8 protein-coding genes and 1 tRNA gene are annotated in these 13,915 nt (G+C 49.4%); 3 read left to right on the forward strand and 6 right to left on the reverse strand.

Annotation, left to right across the window (positions count from 1 at the left end; genetic code table 11):
- The first annotated feature begins 14 nt into the window (after nucleotides 1-14).
- Nucleotides 15-395 carry a c-type cytochrome gene (locus tag NDI35_RS05555; protein ID WP_333156793.1) on the forward strand — a complete coding sequence of 127 codons (381 nt, stop codon included), beginning with the start codon at nucleotides 15-17 and terminating at the stop codon, nucleotides 393-395.
- Nucleotides 396-538: 143 nt separating this feature from the next.
- On the opposite strand, the gene NDI35_RS05560 is transcribed toward NDI35_RS05555, so the two are convergent.
- The 5 genes from NDI35_RS05560 to NDI35_RS05580 form a co-directional block, all read right to left on the reverse strand.
- Nucleotides 539-5,881 carry a DUF4347 domain-containing protein gene (locus tag NDI35_RS05560; RefSeq protein WP_445311836.1) on the reverse strand — a complete coding sequence of 1,781 codons (5,343 nt, stop codon included), beginning with the start codon at nucleotides 5,879-5,881 and terminating at the stop codon, nucleotides 539-541.
- Nucleotides 5,882-6,581: 700 nt separating this feature from the next.
- The gene (locus NDI35_RS05565) at nucleotides 6,582-6,941 is read right to left on the reverse strand and encodes an NIL domain-containing protein (RefSeq protein WP_445311837.1); all 360 of its coding nucleotides are present in this window, start codon (nucleotides 6,939-6,941) and stop codon (nucleotides 6,582-6,584) included.
- Nucleotides 6,942-7,096: 155 nt separating this feature from the next.
- Nucleotides 7,097-7,975, reverse strand: coding sequence for a sulfate ABC transporter permease subunit CysW (cysW, locus tag NDI35_RS05570; protein WP_445311838.1), 879 nt, complete (start codon nucleotides 7,973-7,975; stop codon nucleotides 7,097-7,099).
- Nucleotides 7,965-8,825 carry a sulfate ABC transporter permease subunit CysT gene (cysT, locus tag NDI35_RS05575; RefSeq protein ID WP_445311839.1) on the reverse strand — a complete coding sequence of 287 codons (861 nt, stop codon included), beginning with the start codon at nucleotides 8,823-8,825 and terminating at the stop codon, nucleotides 7,965-7,967. The genes cysW and cysT overlap by 11 nt, the downstream gene beginning before the upstream one ends.
- A gap of 100 nt (nucleotides 8,826-8,925) precedes the next feature.
- Nucleotides 8,926-10,068, reverse strand: a complete 1,143-nt coding sequence (locus tag NDI35_RS05580) for a sulfate ABC transporter substrate-binding protein (RefSeq protein WP_445311840.1) — start codon at nucleotides 10,066-10,068, stop codon at nucleotides 8,926-8,928.
- Nucleotides 10,069-10,432: 364 nt separating this feature from the next.
- On the opposite strand from NDI35_RS05580, the gene NDI35_RS05585 reads away from it, so the two are divergent.
- Entirely contained in the window at nucleotides 10,433-12,589 is a 2,157-nt protein-coding gene (locus NDI35_RS05585) for a WD40 domain-containing protein (protein ID WP_445311841.1), read from the forward strand.
- A gap of 126 nt (nucleotides 12,590-12,715) precedes the next feature.
- A tRNA-Thr gene (locus NDI35_RS05590) sits at nucleotides 12,716-12,788 on the forward strand.
- 248 nt (nucleotides 12,789-13,036) lie between these two features.
- Here NDI35_RS05590 and NDI35_RS05595 read toward each other — a convergent pair.
- Nucleotides 13,037-13,747, reverse strand: a complete 711-nt coding sequence (locus NDI35_RS05595; RefSeq protein WP_445311842.1) for a hypothetical protein — start codon at nucleotides 13,745-13,747, stop codon at nucleotides 13,037-13,039.
- Nucleotides 13,748-13,915 lie beyond the last annotated feature (168 nt).

Below are 13,915 nucleotides of genomic sequence, written 5' to 3' on the forward strand. Positions count from 1 at the left end.
TTAATTGAACTCCTTTGAATAACCAACTTGCCAGGAATGAAATTAAAAACCCGATCGAGCGACTTGCCATATTTGCGCTAGCGGTGTTGCTTGCCATCATGTTGGCGATTATCACAATACGTCAATTTCAAGTCGCCGATCCTTACGTCAAAAGCGTATTATCCCTCACGGGCAACCCGTTTCAGGGTTCCGCCATCTTTCAAATGAACTGTGCGGGATGTCACATATCCGTTTCAGACAGTCAAGTCGGGCCCAACTTGCACGGAGTTTCCGAGCGCAAATCCGAATTAGATCTGATCCGGCAAGTCACCAGCGGGCAAACCCCACCAATGCCGCAGTTTCAACCGAGTCCGCAAGAAATGGCCGACTTGCTGAAGTATCTCGAACAAATTTGACCAAAGAAGGGGAACGGAATTCGTTCCCCTTCTTTGGCTGATCCTCGAAACCCATGCTTCGAGGCTCTGCTTTCGGGTAGTCCCTCTGTTGGGACGAGAGGCAATTGTAGGATCGGTTGCAACTGCCGAGTTTTATGTGGGGACTAAACCAGCAAGTTAAAACTCTGAGCCGATAACTGGCTCGGCTGTACGCCCCTCAGTATAGCCAAAATCTGGTCGCTGTTGGCGATCGCGATCGCCGTCGAGCCATTAGTTTCGGTTAACGACAGTTGATTGAAGTCCAAGCCTCCCACCAACTCGATCGAATCAACTCCTGCGGTGAAGTTGAAAATCGTGTCAATTCCTCCGCCCGCTGACAAGACAAAGCCATTGCTGCCACTGCCGCCAACGAGGGTATCGCTGCCAAGGCCGCCAAAGAGCAAGTCATCGCCGGTGTCAGCAAAGAGCAAATCATCGCCGCTGCCGCCAATTAAGGTATTGTTACCCTCGCCGCCGCAGAGAGTGTCATTGCCTTGATCGCCAAATAGCACGTCGTCGCCAGCGCCTCCCAACATTACGTCATCGGCTTTGCCCCCGTACAATAAGTCATTGCCTTCGTCGCCAGAAAGAGAGTCGTTGCCACGATTGCCATAAATCGTATCGTTACCGCGATCGCCAAAAATCAGGTCAAACCCTTTGCCACCGAAGAGAGTATCGTTATCGATGCCTCCGTAGACAGTATCGTTGGCTGTATTGCCATTGATGTAGTCGCCGCCCCCTCGACCAAAGATCAAATCGTTGCCGCCCAATCCGAAGATAGAGTCACTGCCGGCACTACCCACGATCGTATCGTCGCCGTTAGGGCCATTGATCACATTCCCCGCTGAAGGAGTGCCGGGCTCATTAGGAGTAGCGATCCTGGGGAAGTTCTCAGGGCAAACCAAATCTACAGGTGTAGGTGTCGGCGTCGGTACAGGTGCAGGTGTCGGCGTCGTTACAGGTGCAGGTGTCGGCGTCGGTGCAGGTGCAGGCGTCGGCGTCGTTACAGGTGCAGGCGTCGGCGTCGGTGCAGGTGCAGGCGTCGGCGTCGGTGCAGGTGCAGGCGTCGGCGTGGGTACAGGTGGCGGTGGCGGCGGCGTCGGAGTCGGCGGCGGCGTCGGCGTCGGCGTCGGCGCTGGGAAGTTCCCGAAGTTGATGCCGCTGACAATAGCGCCTGAAGTTAGGGTGATGTCGGCCGGTTCGGGTGTGCTTTGGGTGAACCCAGGTTGGTTGACTTCCCTGACGCGGTAGGTTCCCGGCGTTAGGTTCGCGAACAGGTAGTTACCACTGTTGTCTGTGGTAGTAGTAACAGGAGCAGGAGCAGTTCCAGCTACGACATTGGTTAACTGAATTTGGAAATTGGGTAAACCCGGTTCTCCAGCATCCTGAGTGCCATTGTTGTTGGTGTCTTGGAACTTCAGACCTTGGATCGCCCCGGGTTGGGGCAGGAAGTTGCCGAAGTCAATGCCTGTGATGTTATCGGAGGGATTAACCGTAACGGGGGCGGGGTTGGGGGTCGTCTGCGTCCAGCCGTTTTGCTGGACTTCCCTTACCTGGTAAGTACCTGCGGGTATATCTCGGAGAGTGTAGTTGCCCGCTGCATCAGTGATGGTAGTCGGTTCGCCTTGCTGAAAGATGCCATCGGGAGTGATACTGTCGAGGAATATTTGCCAGTTACCTAGCCCCAATTCTCCGGCATCCTTAACCCCGTTGTTGTTGAGGTCATTGAATTTTTGACCGCTGATAGTGCTCGACTGGAAGTTGCCGAAGTTGATATTAGCGATGTCTTGACCGCTGGTGACAGTGATGTCATCTGGGTCGGGGGTAGTTTGCGTCCAAGTAGGCTGCAAGACTTCCCGCACCTTGTAGGTTCCTGCTGATAAATCGAGGAATTGGTAGTTACCGGCGGCATCGGTGAGGGTGTTCGGTTCCCCGGTGTCGAGAGTGCCGTTATCGTTGGTATCGAGGAAGAATTGCCAGTTGGCCAGCCCTAGTTCCCCGGTATCTTGTACCCGGTTGCTGTTGAGGTCATTGAACTTCAGACCACTAATCGAGTTGGGCCTGAAGTTGCCGAAGTTGTTGTTTTGGGAGTCGGTTCCGCTGGTGACGGCGATCGTAAACGCGCCGGAAAGAGTAGGCGTGGCTGCATTGACGGGGGGCACAGTTTGCGTCCAGCCTGTTTGTGGCACTTCCCGCACTGTATAAGTGCCGGCCGGCAAGTTGGTGAACTGGTAGTTACCGGCGACATCGGTGACGGCGGCGTTGGTGCCAGTTTCTGCTGGTACTGGGTCTTGGACGCCGTTGTTGTTGGCATCCAAGTAAATTGTCCAGCCTCCTAGCGGTGGTTCTTCTGGCCCATCTTGGATGCCATTTTTGTTGAGATCGTTAAATTTAATCCCGCTGATTTTGCCCAACTGGAAGTTGCCAAAGTCTTGAGCCGTAATGTTTGTGCCGCTGACCGGGTTAATTGGATAAAAAGTCGGACCTGCGGTTTGTGAGAAACCAGTCGGCACGTCTTCTCTCACAAAGTGCCGACCGGAGCCGACGTTGGTAAAGCTATACGTTCCAGCAGCCGCTGGCGCTGTCCCGGTAACTTGAGAGGCGATTTCCACATCACCAGTATCTAAAGTGCTGTTATCGTTAGTATCTTTGAACAAGCGAACGGTAGTGCCGTTGAGGGGGGTGTCGTCAGCAGAGAAGCCGTTGCCTGTGAGGTCGGTGAATTTGGTGCCGCTAACGGTGATGTTTTGGAAAACGCCGAAGTTTTGACCGGTGACGGGAGTACCGCTTTGGGCACTAACGAGAATTGCGGCAGCGGGGAAAGAGATGCTGGAGTTTGCTGGGGCAGTGGCTTGTATCAGGTAATTGCCGGGGCCTATCTCCGAGAATGTGTAATCTCCGGCTCCTGCAGTCGTTTGTGCAGTGCCGACAACAGTATCTGTGCCGACTTCTAGCGTGCCGTTGGCGTTGGTGTCTTGGTATAAGTTAACGGTGATGCCGTTTAATACGGTGTCATCGGGCGTGAAGCCGTTGCCGGCGAGATCGGTGTAGGTTTTGCCTGCGATCGATGTTTTCTGGAAATTACCGAAGTTGGCACCGGTGACATTAACAATTCCCGTATTTGCCGGAGTCGGGCCGAGAGTCTGCACCCAAGCAGTCGCAGGCGTCCCATCGGGTGGCGCTTCTGTAATCGGAGTATCGGTTTTTACGTCGCGGAGGATGTAAGTGCCGTCGGCTGCGGTAGTAGTGCTCTTCGTGCCTACAGAAATCACCCAGCCCGGAAGACCTGGTTCAGTCGCCGCGGCACCTTGCAGGCTATCCCCGTTAAGGTCGTTGAATTTAAGCCCTGTGACGATCGGGCCGTATTCATAAGCACCGATATCAACACTAGCGCCGATCGTCCGGGGAAAGCCAGCACCCCGCTGGTCAGTAGCCCCGGCAGCCGCAGCCGCGGCGGCGTCGCCGCCATCGATCGCCGGATTAGGAGTCGCAGTGCTGTCAGCCAAAGCATAAGTCAGGGGAACGCCTGTAGCCTGGTTCAATCCTGCGGTAGGGGCGATGACATTTGCTAGAGGAACTGTCAGTTGCTGGGCGACAGGTAAATTGCTGCCAGCAACAGTCCCGATCAAATTGTTGATACTGGTGGCGGCGAAAGAGGTCCCGAACACGTCAGGATTCGCGCCGCCAACATTACCTGCGACGATCGAATTTAGGACATTCACAGTACCGCCGTTAGTAGCAATACCCCCGCCCACAGCAAGAGCAGGGGCAGTAGCAGCCGCAGTGTTAGCAGTGATGGTGTTGTTAGTCAGAGTTGCTGTAGCGCCGCTGTTGACAAAAATCGCGGCCCCCGCGCCCTGGCCCGGTGTCGCCCCCGCACCGCCAGCCGCGCCTCCCGTTGCTGTGTTGTTGAACAAAGTGCTGTTGTTCAGGGTCAAACTACCACTATTAACAAAAATTGCGCCTCCCAAACCAGCACCGCCGCCGCCACCGGTTGGGCTGCCCACGCCGCCAGGGGTGAAAGCTCCGACAGTCGTGCTGGCTCCGCCTGCGGTACCGAAGCCGCCTCCGCCTCCGAAGCCCCCGACACCGCCGTTGCCGCCAACACCGCCACCGCCGCCTCCGCCGCCGCCTCCGAAGCCGCCAGCGCCACCAATGCCCCCTGGACCCGCTGCACCTGCTGTGCCAGTGCCTGCGACGCCACCAGGGCCACCAGCGCCGCCGCCGCCTCCTCCTCCTCCGAAGCCTCCCGTACCGCCAGCGCCGCCAGCGCCGCCCGTACCGCCGTTAGTTCCGCCGGTACCTGCGCCGCCCGTACCGCCAGCGCCGCCGGGGCCGCCGTTAAGACCGGTACCTGGCAATCCGCCACTGCCCGCGCCGCCGTTGCCGCCCGTACCGCCCGTACCGCCCTCAGCGCCGATGCTTGGCAAGCCGGTGAGGCCAGTTTGACCGGGCCCACCTGCGGAAACGAAGGGAAACAGGCCTGCAAAATCGGTGTTGCCGCCCGGGCCTGCGACTGCGGGAGCGACGGGGGGCGCGCTGCCCGCGCCGCCCGTAGCGCTGTTGCCAGTAAATGTCACGCTGTTAACTGTGACAGTGCCGCTGTTGATAAATAGTGCGCCGCCCATGCCGGCTGCACCGCCGCCGCCACCTGTGCCCGCAGCGCCTGTAGATATGCCGCCGGTAATTGTCAGGTTGGAAAATGTGACTGGGGTAGTGGCGGTGTCGATGAAGAACCCCCGATTATTGCCAAGATCTAGGGTGAAACCGCCACCGGTAAAGGTTATAGGGGTAGAAATCCTGGGCAGAACCTGTCCGGGCGCGAAGGTGATGTTGCCTGTGATGGCAATCGTGTCTGCATTGGGCAAAGCGTTAGCCAGAGTTATCGCATCCCGCAGTTCGCCAAATGTGGCGACTAAAACTGCACTATAAGCTTCTCTCGCCTCCGCAGAAAATGCCAAAGGTGTTTCAATGTTTCCCGTAGTTACTTCGAGTTCCCAGTCTCCACCCAACGCAGCACTGCCGGTCAAGTTGTCGGAAGCGGCAATATTTGCTCCCGTGAGCTGGCTCAGCCTTTGGACGAAAGCCACACCTGCTTCTGTGGCGGCGACGTTGCAACCGTAAAGCAGAATTTCGGGTTTAGCTGTAATTGGAGAGTTAGAGTTTGCTTCGACTGCTGGCAAAGCAAACCATGTTTCTAAATAATTGCGGTAGGTTTCAATGTTGCTGAGATTTAGTTCTGTTGCTCCCAGTTGCAAGCTGGCTGCTGCGCCGTGAGACAAAATGTGGACGGCTGCAATGTTTTGCCGCTGTTTAAGTGTTTCGGCGATTTGCTCGATGCCGTCGCGATCGGCATTCAGAATAACAATTTCTGTATCGGGATTGACCGTTTCTGTTAAACTTTCGCAATCTTTAACTTGTGAATCTGCAAAAACTATCTGGTGTTTCCGTTCTTTATAGAGTTCCACGTTCAAATTCTCCTGGTACACGCACACATCAAATTCATATCACAAACCAACCGCAGCAGCGATCGATCTTTTTCCGGTGCGGATGAGAGTCGTTGGCGAAGCCCTCGAAGAGGATCGCCCCTAACTTTCACCTAAATTGAATATTGACAAAAACCTTTTTTTATGCTCCCCTGTCCTAACTGAGTTAGTTTGATTGTTTAGAAGTTTTAAAGGGGAATATTGTTCCGGCTGTTACAACAATGTTGGAGAAGACTTGCGCGCTGTTTATTGCTCTACCAGAGAGGGAGAAAACACCAGATTTTATAAAAATTGTCAATCGAATAGTTAACTGATGACTATCGATATTTGTTAATCAAGAGTCATCAGTCACGGTTATTATTAGCTGTAAGCTGATATTATTGGGTAGTTGTTGGCTGCTGAATGATTTGTATGTGTGATCCTCTTCTGCAAGCTTCGCTAACGAACAACCGCAATCAAATTGGTTGGTAGTAAGGAATGCAAGTCCTCTGAGTTTTATGAAGGCTTGCATTCCTCACTATAACCTTGATAACGGTTATTTTACAGGAATAGCTAGGCTGACTCATGACTAACATTCCTACATAAAATTAGACTCAATAAACCTGCTCGAAGGAAGAAAATTAGGCGTGGCAGTCCAGAAGATTAAATCCTCTTCCAGTTTAGTGCGTCCAAGAATCACTAATTACCAAGTTTCTTCGTCGGCATTATTGGAATTGCTCCAGATTTCCACATCTAAATCATTGAGATAAATCAGAGCCGTTTCAATCTGTTTACTTGTACCGTTAAGTTCCAAATCAAACCAACCGTCATCTAAAGTTTTGACACCCAACAAAGCCGCATTAAAATTCACAGTCAAACCGTATTCAGAAATCAGGTTAGAGATTACAGGTTCCTGATGGTATTCTTTAGGAACACGAATGCGAATGCGGGTTTGAGTGGGTCTGCTGTCACCACTATCAGATTTTGGGATATCTGATTCTTGGGTTTTGTGAAAATTGTCGATCGCCTCAAATTCAGATTCGCTAGTGTTGTGAGCTAACATTTGGGACTCCTAATTTTTGTTTCAGTTTACACTTTGCACCAATATTTTGTAGGGTGGGTAGCTGTGAGATTTTCGAGCTTCCCACTAGATTGTCGATAGCGCCACCCCATACTAATGACTAACAATTTCGCACCCTAAAGCCTCATGAATGGTGATTATTCTTCAACTTCTTTGATCCTAGTTTTTCGTTCTAAAATCTCCTTAAGCACGAGGGTAACAACTGCTAAAAGACCGAGAACTACGGCAGCCGAAAATGCGGCTTGCGTCGCGTACTGCTTGTAAGCATCCTCTACAAACAAAGGCAAAGTTTGCGTTTTTTTAGCAATATTTCCCGACACCACAGAGACGGCTCCAAATTCTCCCATTGCTCTAGCATTGGTCAAAATTACTCCGTAAAGCAATCCCCAGCGAATACTGGGAAGCGTGACATTCCAGAAAATTTGCCAGTCATTTGCTCCCAAAGTTTTCGCCGCCTCTTCTTGATCTGTCCCCACTTCTTCCAAAACAGGAATCACTTCGCGCGCCACAAAAGGCAAGGTAACAAAAGCAGTAGCCAGCACCATTCCAGGGAAGGCAAAAATAACCTTAATATTCGCCGCCTCCAGCCACGAGCCGAACCATCCCAGCCGACCGTAGAGCAGTACAATCATTAAACCTGCAACTACGGGAGAGATGGCAAAAGGCACGTCTAAAAGGCTAATTAATAGCGTGCGACCAGGAAATTTGTTGCGACCAATTACCCAGGCTGCACACAAACCGAAGACTGTATTTATAGGCACAACTATCAGAGAAATTACCAGGGTAAGTTGCGCTGCGTGCAGAAAATCTGGCGAAGTTAAGTTAGACAAAAATGGCTCAAATCCCTTTCTAAAAGCTTGATAAAAAACGTTGAGAGTAGGGATAAATAAGACAAGAGCGAGATAGCCGATCGCAATTCCAATTAAAGTGGGTTTTACCCAAGCTTTTTCCTGACTCCGACTAGATCCTGCGGGCGGAAATGTGTAACCAGCGGGTGAATTGATATTAGCCGTCATAGCGTCTTCTCCATGCTTGTAAGAGATTAATTGCGAACAGCATTGCCAGGGAAATACCTAACATGACAGTGCCGATAACTGTTGCTCCTGCATAGTCGTACTGTTCCAATCTTTGAAAAATTAATACTGGCGCGATTAAATCTTTGAACGGTATGTTAGAAGCTACAATTACAGTAGAGCCGTACTCGCCAACCGCTCGCGAAAATCCGAGTGCTACTCCGGTTAAAATAGACGGAAATAGCGGCGGCAAAACTACTCGCCAGAAGGTTTCAAATTGAGAAGCACCTAAGCACCAAGCTGCTTCTTCGATTTCTTTTTCCATCTCGTTTAAAACTGGCTGTACGGTTCTAACTATAAATGGCAAGGAAATAAATATCATCGCTATACCTACGCCCAAGCGAGTAAAGGATATCTTGATTCCCAAAGGTGCAAAAAGCGAACCAATCCAGCCGTTATCGCTGTAAACGGTGGCGAGAGTTAAACCGGCGACGGAGGTAGGCAGTGCAAAGGGCAAATCGACGACTGCATCGACAATCCGTTTTAAGGGAAAGTCGTAGCGGACTAATACCCAGGCAATTAATGTGCCGAAGACTCCGTTAATTAATGCCGAAATTAATGCCGTAAAGAAGGTGACATCGTAGGCCGAAAGGGCGATCGGACTGGTGGCAATTTTCCAAAATTCGGCGGGGTTTGCTGTGCTGGCTTTCAGTAGCATTGCTGCAACTGGGACCAATAGCATTAAGCTGAGGTAGCCTAGGGTGATTCCCCAAGGTAATGTGATTTTGCCGATCGCCCTTTTGATATGCTGAATTGGAGATTGAGGGTTACTGGTTGGAAATGATACAGCCATAAGTGAATAGTTTTGAGTTGAAAAGAATAATTGCTGTAGGGTCGGGTTTTACCAATAATTGCCTAAAACCAATCATCTGGTAAACCCGCCCCGGCCACTACTATCTAATTGAACCTTGGATTTTGTCAAAAACAGCTCCGTCATCGAAGAATTTCTGCTGAATATCTCCCCAGCCTCCTAAGTCTTGAGCTGTAAATAGGGTTTTGATGGGGGCATATTTTTTGACAAATTCTGGTTCTGCGGCGACAGTCGCATCTACTGGGCGGAAGCCTACTTTGGCAAATTCTCGCTGAGCTTCTGGGGTGTAGAGAAACTTGACAAATGCTTCGGCGACTTCGCGAGTACCGTGTTTATCAACGTTTTTATCGACAATGGCAATCGGATTGTCGATCGAAACATTGACTTCGGGAATACTATAAGTAGGTTTTTCGCCTTTCTCACCTGCCAGAAGAATCTCGTTTTCGTAGTTAATTAAGGCGTCGCCTTGCCCTTGTTTGAAAAATACGTCAGTAGCTTCGCGGGCATCTTTAGTCAGAATCGGGACGTTTTTATAGACTTTAGTAGTCAAGTCTAATGCTTTGGTTTCGTCTCCTCCGGTTTTAACAACCGAGCCCCAAAGTGCGAGGAAATTCCAACGGGCAACGCCTGATGTTTTAGGATCGGCAGTAATCACTTTTACTCCGTCTTGGCTTAAATCTTCCCAGGTTTTGATGTTTTTGGGATTGCCTTCGCGGGTAACTATTGCTCCTACGGATTTGCTGACTATGCCTTCGTTGGGAACTTCTTTTTCCCACCCAGGTTGAATTAGTCCGGCTTTTTCGATTTTTGCAGTGTCGAGGGCGAGGGCGAGATGTACGATGTCTGCTTCTAAACCGTCAATTACGGCCCGAGTTTGGGAACCGGAACCGCCGTAGCTTTGGTTGAAAGTGACGGTTTGGCCTTTTTCTTTTTGCCATTGTTCTACAAATTTGGGAATTATGGCTTCATGGGCGGCTTTGGTGACGGCGAAGGATACTAGGGTTAATTCTACATTACCTTTGTTGGCTGCTGGGCTAGCACCGCCTGGAGTGGCAGCAGGGTTGTTGGTGGTTCCTTGGCCGCAGGATGCAACGGCCAGACTTAAAGTTATTCCCACTAAAAATAGCGACACAAATCTTTTCAGCGCCGTAAATGATTGATTTGTGCTGGCGGGTGGCTGTTGCGGCCACTGAAGGTGTTGAGTTAGGCGTTGCCACGGGCTCATTATATTTATTCCTCTAGTGAAAGTACGGTTATTAGGTCGGAATACCGTAATTATGGTTGTGAAGTACGATTATAGACAAGAGCGAGTCAAAAGGCAACAAAAAAAATAAACTGGGGGAACTCAGGGTCGATCGCATATCCTGATGTCTTTTCCGTCGGTGCTTTCGATCCAGATTTGGTGTAAAATGTAAAGTGTATAAATACTATTATTGAGTTAAGGTGGTCAACTTGCGCGGCTGCACGATACGCCCTACGACTACCATCGGCCGATCGCCCAAATGTAATAGCCCTGCCAAGAGTCCCCCCCCAGCGAGATATGCCTGACTCGCGCGATCGCCCTTAACTAAGAAAAAGTTTTAACTGGTATGTCCTTACCCCGCCGAGTCTCAGACACCCTAATTGAACTGTTGAAGCCTGTAGCCTCTGAATTGGGAGAAAGATTGGGAGCAAGCGCTGTTAACGAACGCTATGCAGAAATTGAGCCCTCTGGTTCTTCAACTTTAAACCAGCAAATCAAAAAAGACCCCCGCTGGATTAAAGCACAAATGAGATATTTGCAGCGGCAGCAGGCCAGAGAACAAGAATTAATCGCCCTCGCCGGCGCAGAAGAAAGGGTAAAGGAAGAACGGGCTAATCGAATTAAGGCACAAGAAGTAAGAGATAAGCGGGCAATTAGCAGGCTTTGCCGGGACTTAATGCGGGAGTTTCAATCAGAAGCAATTCGAGTTAAGCTGAGCGAAATTCAAACTATTTGGGACAGGGACAACTGGTTTTCTAATTTGAGCAGGCAGGAAACTGAACAGATTTTGCAGCAGCAGCAGCACCGATTGCTGCTGTTAGTTGCTCCCGCAAAAATTAGCCAAGATTGCCCTGATTCGTTTCGCCACAATCTGAATATCGAGCTGCCGGCTAAGTTAAGAGCTTTTTTGAACCAGCACTACCCCCCCCATGGAGATTTGTGTCCGGTTCAGTTTTACGGAGACTATTTCAAAAAATCCATTTCTGATATTGATGTGGAGCGGTTGCAGACTGTGTTGTCTCCCGTACCGACAGCTATACTATATAGCGATATCAGCGATTATGAAGTTAATTTTCATGTGGGTTTTTGGGGAGTCATCAATCAGAGCGTTTCTCTAGTGGCGATGCAGCCTTGGAATTGGGAAGAGGTTTATCACCAGTTGGAGGCGCAGGGGAAAGACAAAAAGCTGAGCCTGCGGATTATTCGGCAAATAATTGTGACTATTCACAAGTTATTGGCGGCTTTTTTAGCTGATTTGTATTATTTAAATATCGATTTTACTCACGAACCTCAGTTATTTAAATTAGAGGCGGAATTTGCTCAGGAATGGTTTTCTAAAGATTGGGCCCAACCGTATATTGAAACTCTTAAAGAAATTCAGGAGCAGCAGCGAATAGTCTATAAGGGAGAGATGCGGCGGCTGGCGCTGCGAGAGGCGAAAGCTAGGGCGGAACGCCAGCGTTTGGAGGAGGCTGAACTCAAACGCAGAGAGGAAGCTGAGGCGGCAGCTAAGCGGGTGAAGGAATTAGCTCACAAATTAAAACATCAGAAATGGCGGTGTGTATATACGCTGCCGGGACATTCATCGTTTGTGAATTCTCTGGCGATTAGCCCTGACGGTAAAATTATGGCTAGTGGTAGTTGGGATAAAACTATTAAGATTTGGAATTTAGAAACAACGGAATTAATTGGCACTCTCACGGGACATTCCGATCGCGTAAATTCGGTTGCTATTAGCTCTGACGGAAAAATGTTGGTCAGCGGCAGTTCGGACGAAACAATTAAGTTTTGGAATTTGCACAACGGTGATTTGCTGTGTACTTTTCCCGGACATTCTATGGAGGTGAATTCGGTGGCGATTAACCCGAAGCGCCAGGTAATTGCTAGCTGTGGCGGGGCTGATAATACGATTAAGCTGTGGAATTTGCGGAGTGGTGAGTTGCTGCGGACTTTGAAGGGTCATTCTGACAATGTGAATTCGGTGGTTTTTAGCCCGGACGGTAAAATATTGGCGAGTGGCAGTTCGGATGCAACGAGCAAGGTTTGGGATGTGGAAAGTGGCAAGTTGCTGCGGACTCTTTCGGGGTTGAATGTTGGGGTGAATTCTGTGGCGATCGCGCCAGACGGTCAGATTCTTGCTAGCGTGAGCAATGATTATACGATTAAGCTGCGGAATTTGCACACGGGCAGTTTGTTGCGGATTTTAAATACTAATTCTGCGAGGGGAAAGGGTGTAACGAATTTAGGAACGAATGAGGCGGTGCATATTTTGCAAAATTATGTGAGTCGGGGCGAGTCGGTTGCTATCAGTGGGGACGGTTTGACTTTGGCTAGCGGGTGCGATGATAATACGATTAATATTTGGAATTTGCAGACGGGGGAGTTGTTGACCAGTCTTAAGGGACATTCGGGTACGGTGTACTCGGTGGCGATCGCACCTTCGGGCAATTTGCTCGCCAGCGGCAGTGCGGATCAGACGATTAAGATTTGGCGCTGCGATTAGTTAATTGGCAGTGGGCTGACAATTTCGGTTTTGCCCTTACGGGGAGGGGTTTTGGGCGAATTTGAAAAAAAAAATGGCTGGGGGGGTTGCGCTAATGACTATAAGTTTGCTATATTAAGTTTCACTGCTGGTGTAACTCAGTTGGTAGAGTAGCTGATTTGTAATCAGCCTGTCGCAGGTTCAAATCCTGTCACCAGCTTTACTGATAAGACCAAGGCTCGATGATACTTCGAGCCTTGGTCTTATTTTTAGGTATGAAGTGGGTCTAGAACCCCATACCCGTTTCATGCCCAACTAAGCTCTTAAAGCTCGGCTTTCTGATATAATGTTTTATCTTAGTAGTGTATAAAAAGTGCGAAGTAAAGCTAAGCTAGATAGGGATTTAGAGCTAGTTGGCTATTAGTAGGGTAAGGGTTCATTAGTAGGGCGTGGCGTTGGATCGACTACTTACACATCAGGAGTAGAAGGAGTTACCTGTATAGATTCAATCGCTCGTGTTGTGGGCTTAGCAGGAGACAAGATAAACTTCTCATCTACGCTGTATAAGCGCTGCATATATGCAACATCCCCGGTCAATTGCTCTATGTAGAATTTAAACTTTTGAACAACACTATCAAGTGATATATTCATCATCATCGACAATTTAGCAGCGTCTTGACCTTTGTCTGACCGCTCCTCTTGGTACGCCATAAACAAAAGTAACAGCTTGACAAGTCGAGGGGGATAGACCAATTCCTTACTCAACTGATCTAAACGCTGTGCAAACGGTTTTGAGTATAACCATTGCTCAAAGAAAGAGAAAAGGGTTTCTGCTATTACTAGGTCATTATTCGGATTAGTGGGTATTGCGATTATTCTCGTTTGTTCCCGTTCATAAGCTTCTAGAGGTTGCCAAACAATTGTTTTGTCATTGAGTAAGCTAAAGGTTGCGACCGTTGCTGTATTATCCTTTAAGAGGAGATGCTGACCTAGTTGATCCTCCGTCCAAGTAACTGATATTTCCTTTGGACTTTCACCCTTGATCTCTTTGTAGACAATCTCACCTTTTTTGTTTTTTGTACCCTTACCGAGTCGGTATTCGTAACGGATATTTTCGGTTGAACGATATGCCCAAGTTGTGTGTCCGAGTACGCTTAGGTCTAGCATGGTTGACTCCATTGTTTGTGTGTTTTGTTGACTTCTACTAATGACTTTTAGTTAAGGTTTTATAGTTTAGTAGCTACCTTTACAGATACCTGTAAAGAAAGAGCTAGAGTATTTACCACACGTACCCTAACTGTTTCTCTTTAGTTTTGTCATTACATCGACTGTTAGAGTAGGAGGTGA

The organism is Microcoleus vaginatus FACHB-2002 (genome assembly GCF_040004035.1).
GTDB classification, from domain to species: Bacteria; Cyanobacteriota; Cyanobacteriia; order Cyanobacteriales; family Microcoleaceae; genus Microcoleus; species Microcoleus vaginatus_C.

Coding starts and splice junctions, on each gene's coding strand:
- NDI35_RS05565 (WP_445311837.1), bottom strand. CDS start 6,941: ATGTTAGCTCACAACACTAGCGAATCTGAATTTGAGGCGATCGACAAT.
- cysW (WP_445311838.1), bottom strand. CDS start 7,975: ATGACGGCTAATATCAATTCACCCGCTGGTTACACATTTCCGCCCGCA.
- cysT (WP_445311839.1), bottom strand. CDS start 8,825: ATGGCTGTATCATTTCCAACCAGTAACCCTCAATCTCCAATTCAGCAT.
- NDI35_RS05580 (WP_445311840.1), bottom strand. CDS start 10,068: ATGAGCCCGTGGCAACGCCTAACTCAACACCTTCAGTGGCCGCAACAG.
- NDI35_RS05585 (WP_445311841.1), top strand. CDS start 10,433: ATGTCCTTACCCCGCCGAGTCTCAGACACCCTAATTGAACTGTTGAAG.
- NDI35_RS05595 (WP_445311842.1), bottom strand. CDS start 13,747: ATGGAGTCAACCATGCTAGACCTAAGCGTACTCGGACACACAACTTGG.